Here is a 26,794-nt window from a genome sequence, read left to right on the forward strand (position 1 = left end):
TTGCTATTTTCTACGGTCTTAAGAATAAGGAATTCAATCTACTATAATTCAATGCCACAGAAGAGTTCTGCTGAAATTCGCCAAGATTTTTTAGATTTCTTTGAAGAAAAAGGTCATATCACTGTGCCCAGTGCGCCGGTGGTTCCCCAGAATGATCCCACGCTGTTGTTTACCAATGCGGGGATGAATCAGTTTAAGCCTATTTTCCTGGGGGAACAATCTGGCTACGAAAAAGAAGGTGAAATCTGGCAGCGGGTAGTGGACAGTCAGCGCTGTATACGCGTGAGTGGAAAACACAACGATCTCGAAGAGGTGGGCCACGATACGTATCATCATACTCTTTTTGAGATGCTGGGTAACTGGTCTTTTGGCGATTATTTTAAACGCGAAGCCATTCGCTGGGCTTGGGAACTTTTGGTTGATAAATGGGGGCTGGAGCCCGATCGCCTTTATGCCACCGTTTTTGAGGGAGATGATGAAGATGGACTGCCGGTGGATGAGGAATCAATTGAACTCTGGAAAGAGGAGACCTCCATCGATCCCGACCATATTCTTAAGTTTGACAAAAAAGATAACTTTTGGGAGATGGGAGATACCGGCCCATGCGGTCCCTGTTCAGAAGTACATGTCGATGTACGTCCCGATGAAGAGCGTCAGAAAAAAGACGGGGCCGAACTCGTAAATATGGATGATCCCCGCGTGATGGAGATATGGAACCTCGTATTTATCCAGTTTAATCGTCAGCCGGATGGGTCACTGGAAAAACTGCCGGCTCAACATGTGGATACCGGCATGGGATTTGAACGAATTTGTGCTGTTCTTCAGGACAAGCGATCAAATTATGATACGGATCTCTTTACGCCGTTGCTCAATAAAATTGGTGAGCTGGCCGATGTTACCTACGGACAGGATGAAAAGGTCGATATCGCCATGCGGGTGATTGCCGATCACATCCGTGCCGTAAGCTTTTCGATTGCGGATGGTGCATCGCCCGGCAATGAAGGCAGAGGTTTTGTGGTCCGACGAATACTACGGCGCGCAATCCGTTATGGCTGGGATAAACTAAATCTTAAAGAGCCGTTTTTCCATAAACTGGTTCCCACGCTTGCTGATCAGTTTAAGGATGTTTTTCCGGTGCTGGTACAACAGCAGGATTATGTTAAGAACGTTATCCAATCCGAAGAAAAAAGTTTCCTCAATACGTTGGGACAGGGAATTGAGCTGTTCAATGAGATGGCGGAAAAAGAGGGTGAAATTTCCGGTGAAAACGCTTTTAAGCTGCACGATACATACGGATTTCCTATAGATCTGACCCAGCTGATGGCCAGGGAGCGCGGTATCGATGTCGATACAGAGGGTTTTAGTGAGCGAATGCAGGAGCAGAAAGAGCGTGCCCGCGCTGCTGGTAAATTTAACGTTGATCAATCATCCCAAAATGAATGGACAACAGTTACGGATACTGATGATTTTGAGTTTATAGGATACGATTCACTCTCATCATGGAGCCGTATCAGAGCATTGAGAAAAGATGATGATCGTAACGCTATTATATTAGACAAAACCCCATTTTATGCCGAGAGTGGTGGACAAGTAGCAGATACAGGCATAATAAGTGATGGTGAGGAGCACATTCGCGTTCTCGATGTGCAGAAATCGCCCGATGGATATGTTCATTTTGTGGATCGGTTGCCAAAGAATCCCGAAGGAGAGTGGGAGGCGATGGTTGACGGTGACCGCCGGCGTGAGATTCGAAAACACCATACGGCCACTCATCTTGTGCATGCCGCTTTAAAGCAGGTGCTCGGCGATCATGTAAATCAGAAGGGCTCGCTGGTGGATGAGAAACATCTGCGATTCGACTTCTCCCATTTTGATCGTATTTCCCTGAAAGAATTAAATGAAATCGAAGAGATCGTCAACCGGCGAATTCAGCAGAATATCCCCAAAGAAGAAGAGCGGGAAGTACCAATCGAAGAAGCCAAAGAGCGTGGGGCAACCATGCTTTTTGGAGAACAATATGGAGACCGGGTGCGTATTATCACGTTTGATCCCGACTATTCGATGGAGCTCTGCGGCGGAACACATGTCGATGCCACCGGCGAAATTGGCTATTTCCGTTTTACGGATGAATCATCAGCCGCGGCCGGTATTCGCAGAATTGAAGCTCGTGTGGGCGAAAGCGTGGATAAATTCTTGCGATCCGAAAACGAGCTGGTCCAGAAAATTCGTTCTGAAATTGGTCAAAGTGAGAATATGGTGCGTGATATTCACCAGCTAATCGAAGAAAATAAGGAGCTCGAAAAAGAAGTAGAACGACTGCGCCACCAGCAGAGTCTTGCAAAGCTGGATCAGTACATGAGCAAACCTCGTCAGCTGAATGGCGGCGTCAAATTAGTGTCAGGCGAAATTACTCATGCCGATATGGACCTTCTCAAACAGCTGGGATATGAGGCTCTTGAAAAGAGCAAGAAAGAGACGATAACTGTTTTAGGAGCTAAAGACCAAGAGCAGGGTAAAGTGTATATTGCGGCTGCAGTCACCGATGATCTGATTAAAGAAAAAGATATTAAAGCCGGTAGTCTGGTTGGAGAGCTTGGTAAAATGCTGGGCGGCGGTGGCGGCGGGCAGCCAAACTTGGCAACTGCGGGAGGAAGAAATCCCGAAAAGATGAAAGAGATGTTTGATCAACTTGATAAAATCATTACCAAACATATAAATGGCTAAGGATCAAGGTAAGTTTTGTAATGCATATATTACTTTTTTATCAGACATTTGAACCAATTTATAGCATAAAAATCACATGTATAGTTTATAAAATCTCTGATCCTGTAATTCTGTAATCTTCGATATTTTTGAGTATATTCCCGCCCCTTATTTTGTGTAATTTCAATGGTTAAACTGAAATGGCGAAATTCGCTGTAACATCATGGCTAAGAAAAAGAAAGAATCTGAAGAAGTAACTTTTACCCCATCAGGTACCGGTATTCGTACTAATGGACAAATTGTACGAAGTACTGAGCTGCCATCACCAACTGAAAAGAAGCATGATTCACTGGGTCTTTCTGATGATGACGTAGTGGATATGTTTGAACAGATGTATCTGCAGCGTCGGTTTGAAGAGCGCGCTATGCAGATGTATCAGAAAGGAAAATTTGGTGGATTTCTTCATCTTTATATGGGGCAAGAAGCCATCTCTACCGGAACTGTATACGCCCTGAATGATGATGATGATATTATTACCGCCTATCGCGACCACGGCTGGGGATTGGTCCGCGGCGTGTCGCCTAAAGAGGGCATGGCCGAGCTTTACGGCAAGAAAACCGGCTGTTCAAAAGGCAAGGGCGGATCGATGCACTTTGCCAAAGCTGAGAATCATTTTTGGGGCGGTTATGGAATTGTAGGCGGACATATTCCACTCGGCGGGGGAATTGCTTTTGCCAACAAATACAAGCAGAATAATAGAGTTACAGCATGTTTTTTAGGTGACGGTGCTGTGGATCAGGGTGCGTTTCACGAGACTTTGAATATGAGTCAAAACTGGGAGCTGCCATGTATATATGCCATTGAAAATAACGGCTACGCAATGGGTACGGCGGTACATCGCCACTCGGTCGGTGAGCTCTATGAACGTGCCGAAGGTTATGGTATGAAAAATGCGGTTATTAACGGTATGGATGTGTTTACCGTTTATGAAACGATGAAAGAGATTGCCGAGGATGTCCGGGAAAATTCCGAGCCATGGCTGCTGGAAATTCGCACCTATCGTTATCGCGGCCACTCAATGTCGGATCCCATGAAATACAGAACTAAGGAAGAGCTCAAAGAGTATGAAAAGCAGGATCCGATCGAGCGAATCAAAAGGTATCTGACAGAAGAGGATATCATTGATGAAGATAAGATTGAAGAAATTGAGAATGGTGTAGAAGATACTGTTATGGAAGCAATTGAATTTGCCGAAGAAAGTGAATTTCCTGATGAGGATGCACTCTACGACGATATGTTTGTAGAGGATGATTATCCATTTCATACTTAGGCATCAGGATGCAAGATGCAGGATGCGAGTTATCCTGTAACCTGCATCTTATATCGTGAGGAAAGGATAAAAATTCTTAACCGATATAATCTTTTTTGAATTACAACCTTGAACTAATAAATAGAAATGGCTGAACTACAATTCAGAGAAGCAATCCGGGCTGCTATTGACGAAGAGATGAGTCGGGATGAAAATATTTTTGTCATGGGCGAAGAGGTCGCTGAGTACGACGGCGCCTATAAAGTTACTGAAGGTCTTTTAGATAAATATGGGCCGAAGCGAATGATCGATACGCCGATTTCGGAATTGGGTTTTGCCGGAATAGGTACCGGCGCTGCGATGAATGGCCTTCGTCCGATTATTGAATTTATGACGTTTAATTTTGCCGTGCTGGCAGCTGATCAGATCATCAACCATGCCTCGAAAGCTCGTTACATGACAGGGGGACAGTTTGATGTTCCTATTGTATTTCGGGGACCCAATGCTTCGGCGGGTCAGTTAAGTGCTACGCATTCCGTTTCTTATGATTCGATGTATGCCCATTTTCCCGGGATGAAAGTTATATATACATCTGAGCCTGATGACGCCAAAGGATTGTTGAAATCGGCTATTCGGGATGATAATCCGGTATTGTTTATGGAGTCGGAGCAGATGTATGGATTGAAAGGCGAAGTTTCTGAAGAGGATGATTACACCATCCCCATAGGAAAAGCAAAAGTTAAGCGTGAGGGAAGCGATGTTACGGTCGTAGCGCACGGCAAGATGTATCACGTGGCCAAGCAGGCGGCGAATCAGCTGGCAAAAGAGGATGTAGAGGTCGAAATAGTTGATCCCCGTACGGTCAAACCGCTGGATATTGAAACGATTGTAAAATCAATTCAAAAAACAAATCGGTGTGTAGTTGTGGATGAAGCCCATCCTTTTGGCGGGTTGGCAGCAGAAGTTGGTTATTTGATTCAGCGCGAGGCGTTTGATTATATGGATGCTCCAGTCCAACGCGTAACGCTTCCTGACACTAACGCGCCTTTTGCGAAAAATTTATTTGATAAGTGGCTACCCGATGCCCAGCAGGTTATTGATGCGGTTAATACCGTAACTTATCGCAAGTAATTTAAACTCATAAATTATTAATTACTATGGCAGTTAAGGTTGAAATGCCCAAGCTCAGCGATACGATGGAAGAAGGCGTTATCGCGAAGTGGAATGTTGAAGAAGGAGATAAAGTAGAATCCGGCGATATTATTGCCGAAGTGGAAACCGATAAGGCCACAATGGAAGTAGAGGTATTTGATTCGGGGACCATTTTGAAAATTCTTGTCGAAGAGGGAGATGCTGTTCCACTTGGTCAGTTAATGGCGGTAATCGGAGAAGAGGACGAAGATATTAGCGATATTCTTGAAGAAGCAGAGTCCGGATCCGGTGAAGCAGCACCTAAAGAAGAGGCGCCTACCGAAGATGAGGCGGTTGAAGAAGAAACTTCGGAAGAGGAGACAAAAGAACAGGAAAAAGATTATGAACCTGCTTTAGATGATGTTGAAGGGGAGGATGGACGTATTAAAGCGTCTCCACTTGCCCGGAATATGGCCGAGGAGCAGGGTATTTCGCTTTCGGATGTGAAGGGCAGCGGTCCTGGTGGGCGTATTATCAAACGTGATATTGAATCGTATGAGCATTCAAAGGCTCCGGCAGCACCTACGGTTTCCCGAGAAGATAAAGAGCACCGCGTTTCGCAAATGCGCAAAACTATTGCGCGTCGACTGTCTGAGAGCAAGTTTAGCAGTCCGCACTATTATGAAACCATGGACATTGATATGGAGCCGGTGTGGGATGCCCGTAAGAAACTTAATGAAATCAGTGATACCAAGATCAGCTTTAATGATATTGTTGTTAAGGCGTGTGCTACGGCACTTCGCAAGCATCCCGATATTAACAGCTCGTGGAAAGGCGATAAAATCATTGAACACGGAGATGTAAATATTGCGGTGGCCGTAGGTATTGAAGAAGGATTGGTTACTCCTGTTATTAATAATACCGATCAGAAAGGATTACAGCAGATTGCTGCTGAAGGCAAAGAGTTGGCCGAAAAAGCCCGAAACCGTGATTTAGCTCCTGAACAGATGGAAGGAAGCACATTTACGGTAAGTAATCTCGGAATGTTCGGTATAGAAGAATTCACCGCTATTATTAATCCGCCCAACGCTTGTATATTGGCTGTTGGTGCCATTCGAGATGTGCCCGTTGTAGAGAACGGAGAAATTGTCCCGGGCAAAAGGATGAAAGTAACGCTTTCCAGTGATCACCGCATCGTGGATGGTGTTAGTGCGGCTCAGTTCTTGAATACGCTAAAAAGTATACTGGAAAATCCGCTGGGAATGGTTCTTTAAAATTACCTGTGAGCTGAAAGATATGGACAGGTTTTCTCAATGTATCTCTGCGGTGACCTCTGTGTACCTCTGTGGTATAGTACCCCAGCCTTCTAATTTATGAGACTTTTGCCATTATATGCATAACAGGATCTAGATTATTTGTTTTTTTAACAACCCCTCTTACATCTCCCCTTTTGTAAGGGGAGAATTTTTAAGTCATCGTAATTAAGGAGCTCTTAATAATAAATCGGCAGGATAATGTAGGGAGATTGGTTTTGGCTAGAGTAGAGATGAGCCTTTCTCTGGGCAACTCTGTGATACCTCCGCGTACCTCTGTGATAAATACCCACTCTGTTAAATTCCGTGAGTTAGATTTTCATTGTTATAGGGAAGATCTGATTATTCACTGCAGAATAGCAAGTAAGTATAGAAAGTTTAGTAAGTCTCCTTACAGCAGAAGTGTGCTGTTCATTTTTGTGTAACATCATTCCTCCACTAGGATTATTAGCGGGTGACCGACGGAAGGTATTTTAGAAAGTTTTTGCTGTAGATCTTGTGCCTGTCTCCATGAGGGAATATTATCAAAAATAATCATATCTTCTTCTGTACGTTTTAACTTAACATTAGAATATCCTTCAAGTATTGAAGCAATAGCTGTTTTTGCTGACTCATTGGTGATATTATTAACTTGAATCTGGTACTTAAAGTCCATTTCTCTTACTGTAGGTAAGTTACTCTGATCTTGAAAATTATTGAAAATTGAGACAAAAGCATTTTGGTAAGGGGATCGGGTATTTCGGATCCGTGTCAGCATATTCTTTCGCTCTGCAATATCTGAAAAGGATTCATCTATATACACTTTGTATAATTGATCTTGTGCGTTAAATGAAAGATCAGTTTTCATATTAAGAATGTTAGCGGAAATACGTGCATAATCTTTAGCAGAAAGTTCGTTTTTAAAAGCGGCAATCTGGATCTGATTGTCTTCATTGATAAAAGTATTTTCATAGGAATATATATTCCTGACAGAGTTTATCTGATTTTTTAGTTCTTCATCATTTGAAAAATGTTCGTTCAGATAAACCTTGTAAAGTTCTGATTCTTTGTGGTATGTTATTGCCGTTTCATATTTGAGTTTTTCAACAGATTGCTTTGCGAATTTTTCAGCTCTTTCTTTAGTGCTGAAGGCTCCAATCTGGATAAATTTTCTCTCGTCCAGATCTGATTTTTTGGAATTACTTACAGTTACTAAGGCTGCACTTTTAAAGGAACTATTGTGAAATGAGATTATCGATTCCGTTGCTTCCTCTTGATTGGAATAGGGAAGACTGCGAATGGCAAACATACCATTCTTACTGTTTTGCACCACACTAAAAGATCCACCTAATCGATTTGCAGCCTCCATAGCCATCTGTTTGGCTTTTTTTCGGGAATAAAAGCTGGCCAGTTGTATTTCATAAAAGAACTCTTTATTGCTAATATCTTCTTCCTTTGAACGGTTTTTTGCTCTTTGGGTAGTGGAAGTATCAGGGGAAGAAGTGTCACTAGCTATCGGCGTAACGGTAAAATCAAGCCCTTCGACAAAGTCTCCTTCTGCCAGGCTTTCTACTTCTACATTCATGGTATCTGGCTGTGACTCGGCCCCCAAAAATGTCAGTTGTTTTCGATCGATATATAAATGATATGAGTCGGGAGGGATTTCATAGGCATAAAAGGTTCCATCGTTGAACGTTTGCATCTCTTCTGTGAAGGAATCGCCTTTCGCCTCCAGATACACTCTAAGCCCCGACAGCGGACGTGTTTTTCCTTTTTGCTTTTCTATAACTTTTCCTGATATAACACCGGAGGTATAAAAAGGTATGTTTATCGGTTTATACTGATTAGGATCGGTAACGATTGAGAAATTATCGATTTTAGGGACCAACATTGGATTCTTAATAGCCGATTGATTGATCTCCAGGTTCATCCTGTTATAGGCCTGTAGCTGACTCAGATAAATAATACCGCTGTCATCCATATTTGTGACTCCTGAACGACCAATACGCACAGCATTATCTTTTATGATCTGTTCATCGGAATCATAAGTGCCAGAGTTGTTTTCATCCACATAAAGTCGAACGGCTGTGGCTGCCCGACCTACCTGTTGGCGGTTGGAAAAAATGGTGTTCTTAGCATTGCTGTCGTATCCTATAGAGCCCAAAATATTTTGAGTTACGGAGGTGCCATCTCGTGAGCTTCGAACAGTAGAAGAAGTACGAGTACCTTTTAAATCTATCGTCAGACCCAGACTAAAGAGATTAAACCCACCCCGGAAATTTCTGCTGAAAGAAGCCTGAAGACGACCACTCTCAAATATATTTCGTGAGATCTGCAGATCCGATTGGATAAGTTCAGATAAGTTGGGATTATACCTTAGCTGTCCTCTGAAAAAAGTGCCTTCCATGACAGAAGGCAGGGAAGAGGACCGTCCCACATAATAAGTCGCCGCCGTAGTGAGTTCTGAGGAAGATGAGGGTCTTAGGTTGAAGTCGCCTGATTGTAGATCGGAATAGCGAAGCCGTAGATTTAAACGATCCAGCCGAGTATTCAGATCAACACTATAGCGAGTAGGCTGGGAGTTTTCCTGGATGACATGATTTCCCAGCAGACGAATATTGGTAGATACTCCAAAAATGTTAAAAGGTAAGTATACATTACCCGAAATCTCCTGCTCACTATCCAAACTGTTATAAATCCCCCTGTCAGTATAATAAGAATATGTTAAATTCCAGCTGGCGGAAGACGGATAGATAGCGTTGGTTGAAAAACGATAAAATGTGCTGGGAGCTATATCTGCGTTAAACAGATATTCTTTAAATAAACGAGCCGAAGTTGAGCCGTAAACGAGAGGTGATTGATCGGAAAATTGGTCGAGATACTCAACTCCAACTTTTTGGGTCAGCCAATTCGTAAGACCGTAAGAAACATCACCCTGTGCTATGTTTCCCCGCTCTGTACTGCCAAAAATAGGATTTTCAAGTTGTCCGGCATTAAGATTATAATTTAGCTCACCAGGTTTTAGAAAATTAAAAGGCACCTGAATGCGCCGAGAAATTTCCCGCACGCCTCCGGCAGGATCGTATATTCTAAGATTCAGCCGAGAGCTGCCATAGGTAAGGGGGGCTAAAAATCGATAACGACCGTTTTCATTTATCTCTGAGTAGTCGTAGAGAGCATCATTGAAGTAGAGTTCAACCTCGGAGCCGGGTTCTGCATTTCCTTCAATTTCCATTTCATCAAAGACATAACGAGGCTCAATGGGCTCATTCGAAATACTGACACCTAAAAATCTCCTGCTAAATAAACCGTCAGAATTTGACTGACCTACCTGCACTTGTGATATGGCATTATTGTCGCGCCATGCATAACGCCAGCGGAAATTATCCGTAATAAAGTTTGAAGTGTTTACAGAATAGCTGCCGAAAGCATTACCCTGCAGATCACCACCCAAAAACTCGGTTCCAAGTCTGGTATTATACGTATAAAAATTATCCTCCGAATTCACATTAGCTGACAGGGAATAGTCAAGAAAGCCACCTGCAAAGAGTTTTCGATCCCGATCGAATTCCAGATCATAGTAATCCTCCCGCAGGGTATAACGATCTTGTCTCTCTCGCTCTTGTGCCCGTTGGTGTTCTTTTACAACCGGCAGATCATATTCCGTTTCCAGCTGCAATAACAGATTATTAAAGTCCACCGAAAAATCCAGATCAAAAATCTTTTTAAATATTTCCAGTTTCACATAGAAATCAGTCTCCCGGATCAACATTTGATCCGCATTGAATGAAAACTCTCCTTTACTTTCGAGTTGAATGTTATAATCCCTGAAATTTAGCTGAAAGGTATTTTTTGCTTCCAGGTAAGAACCGGAAATAACCGGCGGACTTACACTTACTTCATGAGGTATTTTCAATGACGAAAATATATCGGAGACCGGCAGATAGAATTCTCCATCATCATATAATGCAATGACAACCTTGTTGAAAAGATTCTGGTAATTAAAAGTAAGAAAAACTTCTTCTGGTTCTTCTTCATTAAATGAAACAGGAGGTGAGTTATTCCAGCCCCATAACTGGAGCGGAATAATGAAAAGGAGGGATGTTAATAGTATTGCTGACCACTGCCTGCGCAATTCACTGGACCGTGAAGTTTATCGATTCTTTTATTGGATCCGTTTGAACCAAGTCGGATCGGGGGATATCGTTTCGCTGTGAGATATATTCAACTTCCGCTTCGTATTCACCCGGAGAAAGTTCACTTCTGTTGAGTTCAAAAACCTGACGGTAGTCAAAATAGATAGAAGTGGAAGTTCTTTTTTCTGCTACCGTATTCCCCTGCTGATCTCTGACAGTTAATTCGATGCTCCCCAGAAACGGGGCATTGCCTGTTCGGCTGACATCGGCAATAACTTCTACTGCTTCGCTGTTTTGTTCGGCCGTAATATCTTTTATTTCCAGACCCGTGTTGACATCTCCGTGTTTGTAAAAGACAGTGGTGACTTGTTCAAATTTGTAGGTGATCTGCGTGGTTATTTCATCGTCTGCTGTTTCGCCAACCGGTGGAGATTGTGGATTGGATGTAGTTCTGATGCGCGACCAATACATGCCATCCTGAAATTCCTTTGGGCGAATCGTAAGGCGGACAACTTGTCGTTCTCCCGGCTGCAGTGTGAAGTTTTGTGGGAAGCCGCGGATGGCGTCGCTGATCCCCCATTCTTCAGCCGTAGTACTATCATCGTAAACCATCTGGGTTTGTCCCTGCTCATCAGTGATCGGATATCCGAATGGAAACTCAATGGAAACTTCCTGAACCTGTTCTGAACCGTTCATAACCATCAGTGTACCAAACCGGTTTTGCTCATCCAGAAATAGCATTATAGGAGCGATGGTGATTTGGGCAACAGCGCCTTTCAGACAGAAGATAAAAAGCAAAAAGAATACTAGAGATGAAATCTTTCTAGCCATAACGCATGATAAATTCTAAATTTGCCCCAACCTAATAAATTTCTATAAAAAAACCATGACCACTTTCGCAGCCATGGTTTTTAAAAAGAAAATTTCAATAATATTAATTATAAGTAGCACTTAGAGTAACAGTTCCAGAATAACTACCACTTGGTTGTGTATTAGTTGGTTGGGCTTCTCCTCCAATGAAGACTGAAATACCGTCGCTATCCAACGTTGCGGTTGGTGTAGCAGTAGTGGGATCGAAAGTAGTGTTATCCGCACCTGTCGTATTATCACCATCTGTTGACCAAAGTGCATAGCTGGAACTTGCGTAATCAATAGTCAGAGTATTGCCAGAACCATCTGTAAGATTATCAAGGGTAGTGAAATCTAATGTTACATCGGCCCCGCCCGAACCACTGACTGTAAATTCTCCCACTGCTACATCAGTGTCGTTATTACTTCCATTAGCGTTAACTGTTTTATTCGTGCCGGGTGCTACATCACCAAAGTCTAACACTGTTTGGCTTGCTACATTTAACTGCTGTAGAACATTAGCAGTAGCTTCATGAGTGCCGGTTTCCTGAGCAAAAGTTACTGTAGAAAAAATTCCAAGTACTAAAAAAGCCGTTAATGTTATGAGTATAAATCGTTTCATAGTAGTTTCCTGTAGATAATTAGCCGTCGTTTTTTTGCTACAAGAAATTAACCAGTTTTATTACATAGCCCAAGTTAGAACCTTTTAATTTAACTAAAACTGACAGCAGGCGGTTGATTTGATAAGCTTTCAACCAGCCTTAACAACGATTTGCATCCTTTAAAAGGCAACTTTATTAAAAAATTATAATCACTGCAAAGCCGGTGGGCACCAACCATCGATAGCAACTTCTGGTAGACAACTATCGATTGAACTACTGAAATAAGTCATCAATGGGATTTGATCCCTAATCTCATAGCAGCACCCCCCCGCCGGGGAATCAGCTTGGGTCATACGAGTCGTTGGTAAAGCACCCGCTTATCTCGTTCTTCCCCTGCCGCGCGAGATCCCGCATTGTGGTGCTGGATGACGTCGAGGTGGGTTTTTTTGCTCTTGCCAGTATCAGATGCTCTGCCAAAATTTTCTTATCTGGCATCTTTTTTTAGCTGGCTATACATTATGCAATTCACCAAATGACTTCATTGCGGACCCTGATCCGCAATCTCGTACGGCAAAAAGATACGAATTTGCCTCTGGATGATACCAGCGGCTGTAATCATTCAGATTACTGACAAAAGTACAGCAATTCATTCATCATTCAACATTACTTCTTCATTATTCGATATTCCCATTCTTATTGGTATTCCACCGTTAGCACCAGCGTTCCGTCATACGTCCCCTCAGGTATGTCGCCAATGGAAATATTGCCGTAGATATACACGTAAGCTGATTGCCACGGTTGTTTCTTAGAAAACGGACTATCTTCACCACCTATCATAAACCATGCCCTGTTACCGGAAAAAGGAAGTGATTGGTTAATATCGTCTATGCCGTTAGTATAGGAGGCTTCAAGCGTGATGGGGATACTCTGTTGGATATCGGGATTGGAATGCTGGAGTTCTTTTGGAAGGTTGAGGGTAACGGCCACAGTTTGTGTTCGCAGCCCCCGGATTTTAAAAATACCCATATTAGGACTTCCTTTTTCAATCTGCTGTTCTCCGGAATCTGTAATAAAATTACCAAAGTTCAGATTTTGCACTACGTCGGTACTCATTTCCGATTCCACACTCATTTGAAAGTGTATAAACTGAGCCTGCAATCCGATAGGGGTGATTAAAAGGGATGATATAAGGAATAAAAATATTTTCTTCATCAGTTTTGTTCTTCATAGCTGACAGAAATATCTATAGTACCGGTGTACATCCCGGCGGCAAGGCTTCCTCCTTCGGTATTGCTGACATCCAAATCTCCATAAATATATAGATAAGCTTTAGTTGTTGGCGTTGTGGAACTATTGTCTTTGGGAGTAGGGGGAGGGCTGGGCGGTTTGTTCTCGCGTGCTAATACGGGAAAACGTACACTGGTACCGCTGATGATCCGGGCCTGAGCTTTATTATCGTTTCCTTTGTTTGAATAGGCTGCCTTAAATATATAACTCATTTTGTTATCAACATCGTAGACCAATTCGCTGGGAGGAGTAATCGTAACAAAAACATCTTTATCAATTTCTGCCTCGATGCTAAATACTACAACCTCCGGGTCAGTCAGTTTTATACTTACTATTCCGTCTCCTTCAATAACTTGTCCAAAGTCCAACGCCCCGGAATGAGGACTTTCATTAGTAAGCACGATACCTTCGGTAGCATATTTGCCGAAATTAATTTCCTGGGCATTCGATGCTCCGGAAATCACAAAGAAAACAAGTATGACAATGAAAGAATGCTTCATTTATAATGATTAGATATACTCAATTTCAATTGTAAATTCTCCCTCATAATTACCGGGTGAAGCGTTTGTAATGTCCACACGTCCTCCAACCCAGAAATAAAATTCACCGTCAGCGTTAAAATACAGATCCCTGTTATCGGTTTGCAACAGTTCAGCTGTATTTTGATCGTCACTTGTATTACCTGCTACTCTATAGAAAAAAGTTAGTGATTGCCCGCCGCGATCGTTTGTCAGTTTCCACTCTCGTAAAAAACTGACGCGGATTCGGGCTTCAGGCATACCGGTGGCAACCATCTTTCCAGCAGTTGGATCATTAACAGGAGAAATATCTATTTCTTCCTGACCTGGTTGAACATCTCCAAAGCGCATATCCCGGATGGTTGTCATATTTATACTTTCTATGACACGAGCGTTAACCTCGATATTTACGCTGTGTGAATTATTTCCACTTTGAGCTATTAATTGGAATGGGAACAAAACGTAAAAGAATATAACACCAAGAATAAGTAACGCTTTCTTCATAGAATTTGGAATGATGCCTTTGCCGTGAAATTATCAACAATTATAAGTAACTAAAACAACTGTAGATTGCGGAAACCGTAGACTATATTTGCTCCAAAGATAAAAAATACGCAGAGAGGTTCCTATCCATTAGTAAATCTTAAAGCTTGGAATAACTCTCGTCCGGTTTTATTGTATGTCTGGAAAATCACCGCGAAAAGCTGTTGAAAAGAATCGCGTTTAACTCTCTGTTTTTAGAACTTATCGTAAGATATCGAGCCATTTTTTCGGTTATTTCCCCTTCCGAAGTTTCAAGAAAGAAATTATAAGTCAGTTGTTCCCCACTGGTGGATGGAGGAAAGTTAACTTTGGCTTCATAAACACTATCGACAGGAGCCTTATCTTTTAAATATACTTTTCGGGAATTTGTTAATGGAAATACATCCCCCTTTAAATATATTGCATCTCTTTCCGGGATAAAGACGCTATCCGCAAGCTGGGGTTTTAAATTGACTTGGAAAGTGATGTTGGCCTGTGCACTAACTGTATTTTCAGTTATTGCAATAAGAAAGAAAATAGAGACTAGCAGGATTTTACAGTTTTTCATGTTGATAGCATTTTCCCTGAAGTAAATAGTTTATTTATAAAAAATCTACCGGTTTCTCTTCAATATATTGTACAGAAAATGTACTTGCACGAGGGTAGAATGGAGGGTTTTGTTGTGCCAGTCTGCTATCGTAATTGTAATTTTTATTATAACCGGATAAACCTCCCCAACGAGCTTGTGCCACAGCCCCTCGCGTGTCTTGTTGTATTCCTCCCAGCAAATTCAAAGTCCCGCGAAAATTACCATCATCAAAACTTTGAACCCGAAAAGAATTTCCTTGTCCTGTGGCCATTAATGAACCATTGATGGTAAGATCTTGATTACCGTTAGTTCTATGAGCATCGGAATTGACGACAATGTCTCCCTGGCTAACAATTCCCAACAAGTCAGATGAATTTTGGCTTTGGTCCTGATATGTAATATCGCCTGAAATTCTAACCTGTTGTGAAGAGTGAAGAGTTGCCTGTCCATTTACCGTACCCTGAACCGTTACAGTACCAGAAGAAGAAATTACTCCGTTCCAGTTGTCTAGATTATAATTGGTTGGAGGATTTGCTCCTTGCGAAATATCAACGGTGCCATTGTTATTGAATACTACAGTAATATCAGTATTGAAGGAAAGACCTCCATTCTGAGCCTGGCTGCGAAGTTGATTTCCCTGTGTATTATCTGGCATAGCAATTGGCTGGGCGTCAAAGTCAGTGATACCATTAAACTGGGGATTGGCACTACCTCTCCATCCATTAGAGCTTGTTACTGGTCCATTAAATGTGGGACTACCTGTCATATTCAGTGTTCCGTTCGTATGAACGGGACCGTTTATGACATCACCACTTCCAAAATAGATCCCATTTTCATCATTGCTGAAAAAAGCAAACCGAGAAAACGAATCTTGGGTAACAGAGGCTTCTACTATAGCCTTTGTGCGATCTGTTTCGACAGTGCTAACGAGTAGTATAGTCCAACGATTCCAGTTTTGAATATTGTGATCGTTCGGAATATTTGGATTGTTATTATCGAAATCATCAAAGTCAGATACTTGGAGTGTTGCTTCTGCTCCCATAAAATCATTTGAAGAAAATCCCTCATCCCAGGTCTGATCATTTCTAATTTCTTCAATACCATACTCAATTAGGGTATTAGCAATATTTTGAGCATCCGTCTCTTGATGATAGTCAAATGTGCGCTGAGGTATAGCTTTAAGTCGCTCATTTACTGACATTTGGACAAAACCTACAATGACGACCATCCCTGAAGCAAGAATTAATAATCCGCGTCCCATAATATTGTATTTTTATTAAATTTCTAAAGCTGCAGGTTACTTGGCACAATTAGTTTTTCCCACACTGTTTTGGGATAATAGGGATCTCCCGAACCGGTGGAAATCGGTTCAGGAGATTCGGTGATAATTTTAATTCGAAGACTCTTGATTTCATCCTCATCTGTTGTTTCATTCGTACCCTGTACATCGCTGTATCCCGTCAATTCAAAATCAACAACATAGAAATCTGTTGGTTTAGAGCCTCCCGTATCATCAACAGGGCCATTACGTTTCAGGACACGATCATCAGGATTAGAGGTCTCTTTAACCTGAACGTTCTCCTGGAAGTGCCATATAACCGTTGAAGTACCCTGACCGTGAACATCTGCGCTGAAATTGATAAAATGGGGAGGGTTAAGGTTTTTTATTTCACTACCATCGCCAAATCCAATGCGACTAAAATCTTGAGTTATTATTTGGCGAATTGCCTCAAACTTAGTTTTATCACTCGAGTTAACAGTAATTTCGTAGGAGTTTTGAAACACTTGGTTATTGAGGTACAGCATTGATACAAGAAGAAGTCCGCCGATTATAAAACTGGTTGCGATACCTAATCTCATAGAAATCCCTGGTTAAAAGCTTTTTATATATTGTAACTGTACCCCTGATCCATTGTTTGATTCTAAATATTCGTTGGTTACTTCTACAGTAACTTGTTTATTCTCAACATTACTGTTGGGAATGGAAATATCAGATGTGTTTACCTCTACATCATAAAAAAGTGTATCACCATTTACTGCCAACGGAACTTCTTTAGGGTACGAATTTACATGGTTATTCAGGTCCGATTCAGAGTTTATCCATCGCACGCGGTCAATCTCATTTTGTGCTATGGATACAGCATTATATTCTATTTCCGCCTCCATCTGAATTTGATTATTCATTTGAAAAGTCCGACTTACCTGTAACGAGAGCAATGAGAATACAATCATTGCCCCCATTAAGAATATCAAGTCGGAATAATCATTCATAATCTGCCAACGTGTTCCAATTTTTCTGCTCTTAATAAAAAGAGTGGCTACATCGGCAGTTGTTACAAATCTTTTACCTAGCTAATTACATTGAACCACTTAATCTATTCTAAAGGTGTTGTTATAGAATCAGGAGAGGAATAAATGACGACCTTCTATTTGATATAAGTCATTTTTTTAGAAAACTGTTTGCCCCCCGCACGCATCACTACAATGTAAACACCGCTCGCCAGTTGCGTTGGATTCCATTCTAATTCGTGAAATGCTGCTGGGCGGCGTTCATCGAGGAGGGTCATAACCCTTCGGCCAAGAATATCATAGATCAATAACTTAACTTCTCCTTCAACAGGGGTATTAAATTTGATTGTAGTTTGCTCACTGAACGGATTAGGATAATTTATGCCCAGTGAGTACTCATGGGGTATGTCTGATCCATCGGCACCGGGATCAATGCGCAGAATAAACCGGCTCTCTTCTGATTGATTACTCTTTGCCTTTACATTATTCACCGGAGCTGTCAGATTAAAATTTTGGGCGGTATTTGTCAGGGGTTGTTTTTCCTTGGATTGGGAAAGATCGAAACTATAAAAGGTATTATCCTGCAGGTCTATCTGCTTATCAGTTTTTTTATCTATTAATGTTAGGGTCCATTCCTCCGGTACATCGCCAAATTTAGGCCAAGAGATAGTATATCCTCCATTGATAGGTTTTCCTGATTTAAAACCGCCTACAATCAGCGGAATTGAAATTTTCTTTCCAAACGAGCGAGATAGATTGTTGATGGCCAATTGTGTTCCATCTTCCAATGTGCTATAAAATTCCAGGTAGGTATCGGTTTCGAAAGGCAACAGGCGATAGGCATCAAGACTGTCTTTATTATTCCTACCGTCGGAAGAGAGAGTGATATGTGTTTTTTTGGATAGATCTCCGGCTTCAAGCAGAAATTCGATTGAAGCAGGAGCTTTATCCGACTTACCATAAAAATCTCCTCCTGTTGCTTTGGCTGATTTATCAACAGCAAGAACTGGATTTTCATTATTAGCTTTAATCCAAAAAGCTTGAAAAGGCTTTATCAATCCATTATTAAGTGATCCATCTATACCATTCCAGGTTAAGTAATCATTGGTTTCGGGGTCCCAGACATAGATCACGTCATCGATATATGTTTTAGTCCAATTTCCGGAGTCATCCCAATCAATCGTAGCTGCCCATGGATTTCCAACTAGATTCCAGCCCGTATCGGCTTTGGCTGTGTAGGTAACTGAACTAAAAGTAAATGAACTGTTTTGGTATTCGTATTCCTGTCCACTTACATTCAGAGTCACAGGTAGTGTATCGTTGTAATCGCTGTCATTATCCACATCTCCGAATACGTAAAAGAAAAAACCGCGTCCCGTAGAATCAGGATCTTGAAAGGAATTGGTGATATCGTTTGGTGTTCTCCAGCGTTGGTTATCCGTTCCCTCTATTGTTTCATTATAGTACAATAGATTAGGTTGTCGGTCGGGATAGTCAGATCCCGTCATCCCTTGTACTGTCAGCTCATCAAAAAGGTCGTCAAATCCATTATTAATAGGTGAACTCATCATAACCCATCCCTGGGAACTTATAGTACGGTGCATAGAAATGGAACCGTTATTATATGTTTGGTTGGGGGCGATAAGGCTCTTCCCGGATGTGATAATGAGTTCTCCGTTTTCAAGAGTTAAATTCCCGTCTACAACAATATCTTCGAATGTTTGAACCCCCTGATCATTGTTAATGATCGCATTTTTCATTTCACTGAGATTAGAAATTGATTGTTGCGACAGATTTGCACTGGCAGGATCTTCTCCCAACCTGACACCAAATATAATAGTGGCCTGACTGGCATCAATATTATCAAGATCAATATCTCCTCCAAGTACCAGCGTATTACCATTGATAACAAGAGTACCTGCCCCCTGAATTGAATTGAAAACATCCAAGGTATCATTTACACCCGTATTCAATTCAAAAGTGTTGTCGGCTTCAATGCTTAAGATGGAGGTGTCGATAAGTTCATTGCCTGATTCGACATTAACATCATTTTTAATATTCAGATTTTGCGCCAGTATATTAGTTCCTGTTATTGTTTGTGGACTGGATCCATTTAGCGAGATTTGTGTGCCAGATGTACGGGCTAAGAAGTTTTCAATTGTCATGTTACCAGCAACTTTAATCGTGGTATTATTTCCTGCGGCAAAAGATCCTGTGCCGCGAAAACTACCTCCTGTTGTAACTTCTGTGTTATCTTCAATATCAAGATTCCCATTTAGAGTAATATCTCCGGAAACATTAATTGCATTTCCACCGAACAGCGTTAGTGATGCGCCGGATTGTACTTTGAAGCTGCCCAGAGAAATATTAAGATCAAGTTCCGGCATATTTTGGACGTCAGGAATGATGACAAAGCTGTCACTGTCAGGCACTTTATCTTGAGACCAATTTTCAGAATTAGTCCAGTCGGTTTGCACCGTTGAGGGGCCGCCAGCATCACCTTCCCAGGTATTAGGTATGACGATATCTACAGTATCTGTTTGTACAATTTGAGTATCGGTTGAGCCGTAAACGCCAGCAATTTCAATGAGTTCGATTGTGGAGGATGCGCTAAGAGTATCCCGGTAAACTCCTTGAGTGGAATTAAATGGAATATCGTTTTTATTGGCAAGTGAAGCATCCGCATTACCGTCGGAAGAGCTGTTATTATCTTCTTCTAACTGGGTAAGCTCCAAAGAAACTGATTGTTGCTGATATATTCTGTTTTGATAACTATCCCGAAGAATGACAGATATGACAGATTCCGAGGAAGTTTCATTGAGAAGAGTAGTTGGGTTGGCATTTAATTGAGATTCAGCAGCATCAGGATCGTTCGGAATCACAACAAAAGTTTTACTGGTACCTGAAATCTCAAAAAGATCATCTGCTTCTGCAGTAATCGTTGTGCTGGAATCGGCTTTGGTTAGGGTAATGGAGTGATTATTTAGCTCTCCATTGGTAAAGGATGCACTACCTCCCGAGCTAATTGTTGAGTTTGTGGTAAACGTTACAGTGCCATCAAAACCGGTGGCAATATTTCCTTGGTCATCAATAGCATCCACATCAATCTCAAATGATACGCCTGCGGTCTGTGTAGCAGGATTCCCATTATTCTGTGGTAGTGAAAAAGTAAAACCAACAACTTCATCCGGGACAAAATCCACCGTTGCTTCATCTGAAATAGATCTGCTGTTCACATCACCTGAAATAGTGGCCGTTTGGCTTGCATCGGTAGTAGAGGTTAGATCGGCACTGTAGGTTCCGTCGTTGTTATCCGTTACACTACCCAGGCTACCAGCTGTAGTTGATAAAGTAACCGATTCTCCCCCGCTTTCATGGTTATTACCAAATTCATCTTTTAATTGTACAGTTATGGTAGAAGTACTATTTCCATCGGCAGTTATGGAGTTAGGATCAGCGGTGATGGTTGATGTGGAGGTATCGATAGAATCGGAGGGTATAACGTTAAAGGAGTTGCTTTCTCCGGATATATCTTCGCTTGCGTCAGCGTATATTTTGGTTGTACCCGATGATATAAGTGTTAAACTGGTTGTAACGCTTGAATTCCCGCTTTGAATCGTTACATCAAAATCACCGGATTCTATGTCACTGTCAGCTGTGATCGTAAGAGTGCTGTCACTATCAAAGGTAAAATCTTTGTCACTGCCGTCTTTAGCGGTTATGGTAATATCAAAAGAATTTCCGGCCTGCTTTTGTGTAATGTTATTTCCGTTGGTATTTGTGATATCATATCTTGCCAATGCATCTGAACTTATTATCAGAAAGGATTTACTTGTGACCGGAGAGTAGATACCGTTGAACTGTGCAGTTAACTGTACAGTATCCGGTGCTGTCTTATTATTGAGTTTGATATTGTCAAAAATAGCAATCCCGTTTGTATCAGTATTTACGGTGAGTGTACTACTGTTACTGTTTATGAAATCTTTGTTCCCTTCTTCACTGAGAGATACTGATGTCCCACTTTCAGGAACGCTGTTTCCAAATTCATCCAGCAGTTGCAGTTCAACCGGAGGATCAATGACATTATTTTCTCCCGTGTTGGTTGGTTGCACAATGTACTCCAGATCTGAAGCTGCAGCAGGATTGACAATGATCTGATTGGAAGTAAGTGAATTAAGGCCTGCACTTTCAAATCCCAGAGATATTGTATCTGCAATGGTAGCAAATAGATCAGTAAAAGCAACTTCTCCACTCGAAGCTGTTTGTGTGAGCGTACCTGAAAGGGAGCCATCGCCAGTATTTATACTAGCAGTAACCTGGGTAGTGTCGTCCGTGGTAACTTTATTACCGAATTGATCTTGTAGAAGAATAACAGGCTGGGTCGAAAAAATATTACCTGCAGTTGCCGAAGAGGAAGGCTGAGTTTTAATTAGAATTTCATCTGTTTTCCGTGGCTGTACCGTGATCAATCCTGAGCTCACAGAAGTAGCTCCACTGTAAGACGCCTGAATTTTGGTGGTGCCTGTAGTTTTGGAGGAAAAAACTGCGCTCTTCAAGTCGCTGGAGGGGTCCAGGGCTGATTGGGAGATCTCTCCATTTCCGCCGGTGACCGTCCAATCTGATCCACTTGCCAGAGCCACATTTTTTACAAAGTTATCCCCCACATCCCTGCCAATAGAATAGACGGTAATGGAATTGCCGGCAAGTATGTCCTGAGCAGGAACTATCTGTCCACTTCCGTCCGAAGCAGTTTCAACCTGTACTTCCTCAATAGCGCCTACAGCTGTACTAAGATCACCATAATTTTTGTCCGGGCCTGTGGTGCCGGTATTACTTATTTGTTTCTCATAAGGCACTTCAAGGGTATCGGGTCTTAAATATAGACCACTAATTTCAACCCTTCCCGGGCCTTGTCCTTTACCATTAGTTGTGCTTTCACGGTCAACAGTAAAAGTAGCCTTGGAAGAGGTGATGGAGGTAAAGCTAACCTCAAGTTTAGTATTTGCCGCACCAGTAGGTTCTATTGTAATATCGATAGTACCCCCATTATCCACCGATTTTAATGTGTCACTCCACACAAATCCGTTTGGTAATGTGAGAACAATAGTACCACCTGATGTCAGTTGACCAGAGCTGGTTTCCCGGATAGTAGGTCCGTCAATGGCAGTAAAACCTTGTGTTGCTACGGAATCAATTGATAAATTTTTACCACCAGAGGCTTTAATGATATCAGCTGTTTGACCAAAAACATTAGATGGAATTATATAAAACAATCCTAAACCTATTAAAAATAGGATATGTTTTTGGAGTCTGTAATATAGCTCACACGTTGCCCTAGTCAAGCCGTCGATGGTATTAGATATGGTACACTGTTTATATAATTTCTATTACAAAGATACCAAGTACAATAATAAACAAAGAATTAAAATGCTTTAAAGATCACCAAAAACGGATTATATTCGAACCAAATAATATTCAGTTACTGCAAAAGAAAAATATGAAAGGCATCATCTTAGCCGGAGGAACCGGATCGCGTTTGTACCCTTTAACAAAGGTAACCAATAAGCACCTGCTGCCCATTGGCAATAAGCCGATGATTTATTATCCGATAGAAAAGTTAACAAAAGCAGGTATCAAGGAGATTTTGATTGTTACGGGGACAGAGCATATGGGGGATGTGGTAAACCTGTTGGGATCAGGAAAGGATTTCGGGTGCCGCTTTACATACAAAGTGCAAGATGAAGCCGGTGGAATAGCCCAGGCATTGGGTTTGGCTGAAAATTTTGTTGGTGATGATAGTATGACAGTTATTTTGGGAGACAACATTTTTAAAACTTCGCTCGACAAGGCACTATCTAATTACCCAGGCAGTGGAGCGCAAATTTTATTAAAGGATGTAGATGATCCCGAGCGTTTTGGTGTTGCCGAAGTTGAAGGAGACAAAATTATCGGCATAGAAGAAAAACCCGAGCATCCAAAAAGCAGTTTAGCCGTGACGGGCGTTTATACGTATGATGCACAAGTTTTTGACTTTATTCGAGATCTGGAACCTTCTGACCGCGGTGAATTGGAGATTACGGATGTCAATAATCGCTATATACGGCAGGAAGAAATGCGATTTTCAATTATGCAAGGGTGGTGGACTGATGCCGGAACGCCGAGCTCGTATAAACGTGCCAATGAACTTGTAAGTGACGGATTGGAATGAAAAAGATGATCTTGCTTGGAGCATCGGGACAGTTGGGAAGTGAATGGCAGCATTGTTTTCGAAGTAGAGACACTGCATCGCAAGAAGATGCCATAATACCCTATACCTCCGATCAACTTGATATCACAAATAGCGAGCGGTTGTCGGAGGAGTTGTACAAACAGCAGCCGGATATTGTCATTAATTGTGCGGCTTATACCGATGTGGATGGAGCCGAAGAACATAGAGAGTTAGCCCGGCGGGTGAATACCGATGCTGTTGGTAATATTGCAACACTTGCTGATGAAATAGGGTTTCAGCTCATTCACTATTCAACTGATTATGTATTTTCAGGGAGTAAAAAAGGTAAAGAAGCTCTGCCGGAGGGATATCCTGAAGATTATCCTGCTGATCCCATCAACTGGTACGGACAAACAAAATGGGAGGGGGAACAGACTGTTCGTCAAACAACCGATAATCACTTGATAATTCGGTTATCCTGGCTGTGCGGACAATTCGGGCAGAATTTTGTTAAAACAATGCTACGGCTTGGCCGCGAGCGAGATCAGTTACAGGTTGTGAATGATCAGTGGGGAAGTCCAACTTTTACTAATGATGTGGTAAAGAAAACTTTGGACTTATTGGAGAAAAAGTCTGCTGGTACTTTCCATATTACTTCCGGAGGGATAATCACGTGGTATGACTTTGCCAAAGCAATTTTCGAGTACAACAATATCGATGTAGATGTGGAAGCCGTATCATCAGCGGCTTTCCCCACGAAAGCCGAGCGTCCGCATTTTTCCAAGCTTAGTACGAAGAAGATCGAATCAGTTTCTGGCAGTGAAATTATACATTGGCATGAAGGATTGCGAGATTTGTTAATGAAAATAGATAGCTGAAAACAAGTAGGTCGGGCATCTTGCCCGACCTATAAACGCAATATTAATTAAATGGGACGGGCAGGATGCCCGTCCTACAGATATGGCTTTTTATCAAAGACATTTGCCACATTGGCAACCTGAGAATGCGGAATTTTTTGTGACCTTTCGACTTGCAGGTTCTTTACCACCAGAAGCTGTTAAAAAACTGCAGTTTTATAGGAAGCAGATTCAAGAAGGGAATGAAGTTGATCAAGATCAGATCGTAAGAAAGATCATCCAGAAATATGAAGAACTTTTAGATAAAGCCGAAATAGGACCAACCTGGCTTAAACGGGGAAAGATTGCAGAAACTGTTCAGAACGCTCTTCACTATCATGATGAGCAGAGATATGATCTTTATTGCTATACCATAATGCCTAACCATGTACATTTGATTTTTCGGCATATCGGTTCTTCGCACAACAACGAAAACTCAGCGAATGGTTATCCTGTTACAGAGATTCTCCATAGTATAAAATCATATACAGCACTTGAATGTAATAAGATTTTAGGCAGAAGAGGTGCTTTTTGGCAGTCGGAAAGCTTTGACAGGGGTATCAGAAATCGGAGTGAGTTGGAGAATAAAATTTGGTATGTATTAAATAATCCAGTAAAAACGGGAATAGTTGATCATTGGCAGGATTGGGTATATAGTTATTGCACACCAGAATTTCTTTATAACCTGTAGGTCGGGCATCTTTGCCCGACCATAGATTTCAAAAAACTAAAATGGACGGGCAAAGATGCCCGTCCTACAAGTACATGAGGTCTCTCCTGTAACTTTGGATAATGGCTAACAATCATGAAAAATATTCTATTTGTAAATCATTATATTTGCTTCTCATTTGAAAACTGATGACACTGCTGATGCAAGTTACCAAAACAGAAATTCCGGATATATTACTGTTAAAGCCTGAGGTCTATCAGGATGACCGGGGTTTTTTTCTGGAAACCTACCGCGAAGAACATCTGGAGTCACAGGATATTGATGTGTATTTTGTGCAAGATAACTTATCCAAATCCCAAAAAAATACTGTGCGGGGACTGCATTATCAGATTGAGCGGCCACAAGATAAATTGTTAATGGTTATGCAGGGAACGATCATGGATGTTGCTGTGGATTTACGGCGTGGTTCTCCTACTTTTGGTGAATATGTAGCTACGGAACTTTCGGCGGAAAACAAGCACCAGATGTTTATCCCCAAAGGCTTCGCCCATGGTTTTTCCGTACTCTCTGATTATGCGTTAGTCTATTACAAATGCAGTGACTATTACTATCCCGAGGGAGAGCGGGGCCTTCTTTGGAATGATCCCGATTTGGGCATTGACTGGAAAGTTGAGAATCCCATAATTTCTGATAAAGATCAGGATCAACCAACATTAAGTGAAATATCGAATGAAGATCTATTTTAATGAAAGAACGTATTCTAGTTACAGGCGGAGCGGGGTTCATTGGCTCGAATTTGTTACTCCATTTGCATAAAAAATATCCCGAGAGTCATTTTTTAAATATTGATAAGCTGGGTTATGCCTCGGATACTTCATATCTGAGCTCTATTAAAAATTCCAGCAGATATACTTTCAAAAAGCTGGATATCGTCAATCGTGAAGCAGTTCGTGATGTTATTCGCAGCTATAAGCCGCAGGGGGTTTTCCATTTAGCCGCTGAATCACATGTTGATAATTCCATAAAGGGGCCGGAGCCGTTTATCAAGTCGAATGTACTGGGTACATTCAATATACTGGAGGAATGTCGGAAATTCTGGATGGAAGACGATCAGCGATGGGAGGAATCTCGCTTTTTGCATGTTTCTACCGATGAGGTGTATGGCGAACTTGGAGATGAGGGAGCCTTTTCGGAGGAGACGCCTTATGCTCCCAATTCACCCTATTCGGCTTCGAAAGCGGGTAGTGACTTTATAGTTCGCTCCTACTTCCATACTTATGGGATGAAAGTGGTTACGACAAACTGTTCTAATAACTTTGGTCCGCACCAGCATGATGAAAAACTAATACCCACCGTTATACGCACTGCCTTAAATCATGATGATATACCCGTTTATGGGAGGGGAGAAAACGTGCGGGATTGGTTGTATGTGAAGGATCACTGCGAGGCGCTGGATCTCGTTTTTCAGGATGGAAGACCGGGAGAAACTTATGTCATCGGCGGAGATAATGAGTGGAAAAATATCGAGTTGGTGAAAAAAATATGTGATATTCTTAATCAGGAAGTCAATGATGCACCGGAGTCGGATTTCAAAAGCCTGATTTCTTTTGTTACCGATCGTCCGGGACACGATTTTCGCTATGCTATTGATGCCACTAAGATAAAGGAAGAACTAGGATGGAAATGCCAGAGTTCGTTCGATGAACGATTGAGAGAGACGGTTCAATGGTATATAGAGCGATACCGTGGATGAGGTAATAAATACCATTTAAATAACAATAGAGGCGTTTTTT

Annotated in this window: 20 protein-coding genes; 9 read left to right on the forward strand and 11 right to left on the reverse strand. The window is 41.7% G+C overall.

Features of this window, described 5'->3' with window-relative positions; genetic code table 11:
- Positions 1–51: 51 nt before the first annotated feature.
- The 4 genes from alaS (at position 52) to ACT3ID_RS03450 (ending at position 6,417) form a co-directional block, all read left to right on the forward strand.
- Positions 52–2,724 (forward strand): alanine--tRNA ligase, encoded by a 2,673-nt coding sequence (alaS, locus tag ACT3ID_RS03435; protein WP_491540591.1) that lies wholly within the window; start codon positions 52–54, stop codon positions 2,722–2,724.
- A 202-nt stretch (positions 2,725–2,926) separates the two neighbouring features.
- On the forward strand, positions 2,927–4,033 hold the full coding sequence (gene pdhA, locus ACT3ID_RS03440; RefSeq protein ID WP_491540592.1) for a pyruvate dehydrogenase (acetyl-transferring) E1 component subunit alpha: 1,107 nt from the start codon (positions 2,927–2,929) through the stop codon (positions 4,031–4,033).
- 126 nt (positions 4,034–4,159) lie between these two features.
- Positions 4,160–5,143, forward strand: a complete 984-nt coding sequence (locus ACT3ID_RS03445; RefSeq protein ID WP_491540593.1) for a pyruvate dehydrogenase complex E1 component subunit beta — start codon at positions 4,160–4,162, stop codon at positions 5,141–5,143.
- Between the two features lie 26 nt (positions 5,144–5,169).
- Positions 5,170–6,417: a pyruvate dehydrogenase complex dihydrolipoamide acetyltransferase gene (locus ACT3ID_RS03450; protein ID WP_491540594.1), complete on the forward strand. Its 1,248-nt coding sequence runs from the start codon at positions 5,170–5,172 to the stop codon at positions 6,415–6,417.
- A 466-nt stretch (positions 6,418–6,883) separates the two neighbouring features.
- Here ACT3ID_RS03450 and ACT3ID_RS03455 read toward each other — a convergent pair whose 3' ends face one another.
- The 11 genes from ACT3ID_RS03455 to ACT3ID_RS03505 all read right to left on the reverse strand — a co-directional run bounded on the left by ACT3ID_RS03455 (position 6,884) and on the right by ACT3ID_RS03505 (position 22,500).
- The gene (locus tag ACT3ID_RS03455) at positions 6,884–10,570 is read right to left on the reverse strand and encodes an SPOR domain-containing protein (protein WP_491540595.1); all 3,687 of its coding nucleotides are present in this window, start codon (positions 10,568–10,570) and stop codon (positions 6,884–6,886) included.
- 1 nt (position 10,571) lies between these two features.
- Entirely contained in the window at positions 10,572–11,402 is an 831-nt protein-coding gene (locus tag ACT3ID_RS03460; RefSeq protein WP_491540596.1) for a fimbrial biogenesis chaperone, read from the reverse strand.
- A 103-nt stretch (positions 11,403–11,505) separates the two neighbouring features.
- Entirely contained in the window at positions 11,506–12,042 is a 537-nt protein-coding gene (locus ACT3ID_RS03465) for a DUF4402 domain-containing protein (protein WP_491540597.1), read from the reverse strand.
- Between the two features lie 673 nt (positions 12,043–12,715).
- Positions 12,716–13,135, reverse strand: a complete 420-nt coding sequence (locus ACT3ID_RS03470; protein ID WP_491540598.1) for a hypothetical protein — start codon at positions 13,133–13,135, stop codon at positions 12,716–12,718.
- A 98-nt stretch (positions 13,136–13,233) separates the two neighbouring features.
- Positions 13,234–13,809: a hypothetical protein gene (locus ACT3ID_RS03475; RefSeq protein ID WP_491540599.1), complete on the reverse strand. Its 576-nt coding sequence runs from the start codon at positions 13,807–13,809 to the stop codon at positions 13,234–13,236.
- A 9-nt stretch (positions 13,810–13,818) separates the two neighbouring features.
- Positions 13,819–14,331, reverse strand: a complete 513-nt coding sequence (locus ACT3ID_RS03480; protein WP_491540600.1) for a hypothetical protein — start codon at positions 14,329–14,331, stop codon at positions 13,819–13,821.
- A 187-nt stretch (positions 14,332–14,518) separates the two neighbouring features.
- On the reverse strand, positions 14,519–14,917 hold the full coding sequence (locus ACT3ID_RS03485; protein ID WP_491540601.1) for a hypothetical protein: 399 nt from the start codon (positions 14,915–14,917) through the stop codon (positions 14,519–14,521).
- Between the two features lie 34 nt (positions 14,918–14,951).
- On the reverse strand, positions 14,952–16,199 hold the full coding sequence (locus ACT3ID_RS03490) for a DUF4900 domain-containing protein (protein WP_491540602.1): 1,248 nt from the start codon (positions 16,197–16,199) through the stop codon (positions 14,952–14,954).
- A gap of 23 nt (positions 16,200–16,222) precedes the next feature.
- Complete coding sequence (locus tag ACT3ID_RS03495; protein WP_491540603.1) at positions 16,223–16,798, reverse strand: hypothetical protein; 576 nt, start codon at positions 16,796–16,798, stop codon at positions 16,223–16,225.
- Between the two features lie 12 nt (positions 16,799–16,810).
- Positions 16,811–17,122 (reverse strand): hypothetical protein, encoded by a 312-nt coding sequence (locus ACT3ID_RS03500; protein WP_491540604.1) that lies wholly within the window; start codon positions 17,120–17,122, stop codon positions 16,811–16,813.
- A 242-nt stretch (positions 17,123–17,364) separates the two neighbouring features.
- Positions 17,365–22,500 carry an invasin domain 3-containing protein gene (locus ACT3ID_RS03505; RefSeq protein ID WP_491540605.1) on the reverse strand — a complete coding sequence of 1,712 codons (5,136 nt, stop codon included), beginning with the start codon at positions 22,498–22,500 and terminating at the stop codon, positions 17,365–17,367.
- A gap of 224 nt (positions 22,501–22,724) precedes the next feature.
- On the opposite strand from ACT3ID_RS03505, the gene ACT3ID_RS03510 reads away from it, so the two are divergent.
- The 5 genes from ACT3ID_RS03510 to rfbB all read left to right on the forward strand — a co-directional run bounded on the left by ACT3ID_RS03510 (position 22,725) and on the right by rfbB (position 26,754).
- Positions 22,725–23,435, forward strand: a complete 711-nt coding sequence (locus ACT3ID_RS03510; RefSeq protein ID WP_491540606.1) for a sugar phosphate nucleotidyltransferase — start codon at positions 22,725–22,727, stop codon at positions 23,433–23,435.
- Positions 23,432–24,313 (forward strand): dTDP-4-dehydrorhamnose reductase, encoded by an 882-nt coding sequence (rfbD, locus tag ACT3ID_RS03515; protein ID WP_491540607.1) that lies wholly within the window; start codon positions 23,432–23,434, stop codon positions 24,311–24,313. The genes ACT3ID_RS03510 and rfbD overlap by 4 nt, the downstream gene beginning before the upstream one ends.
- 82 nt (positions 24,314–24,395) lie before the next feature.
- Positions 24,396–25,022 carry a transposase gene (locus tag ACT3ID_RS03520; RefSeq protein WP_491540608.1) on the forward strand — a complete coding sequence of 209 codons (627 nt, stop codon included), beginning with the start codon at positions 24,396–24,398 and terminating at the stop codon, positions 25,020–25,022.
- A gap of 179 nt (positions 25,023–25,201) precedes the next feature.
- The gene (rfbC, locus tag ACT3ID_RS03525) at positions 25,202–25,747 is read left to right on the forward strand and encodes a dTDP-4-dehydrorhamnose 3,5-epimerase (RefSeq protein ID WP_491540609.1); all 546 of its coding nucleotides are present in this window, start codon (positions 25,202–25,204) and stop codon (positions 25,745–25,747) included.
- Entirely contained in the window at positions 25,747–26,754 is a 1,008-nt protein-coding gene (gene rfbB / locus ACT3ID_RS03530; RefSeq protein WP_491540610.1) for a dTDP-glucose 4,6-dehydratase, read from the forward strand. The genes rfbC and rfbB overlap by 1 nt, the downstream gene beginning before the upstream one ends.
- The last annotated feature ends 40 nt before the right edge of the window (positions 26,755–26,794 follow it).

It is taken from the genome of Fodinibius sp. GM108 (assembly GCF_058386985.1).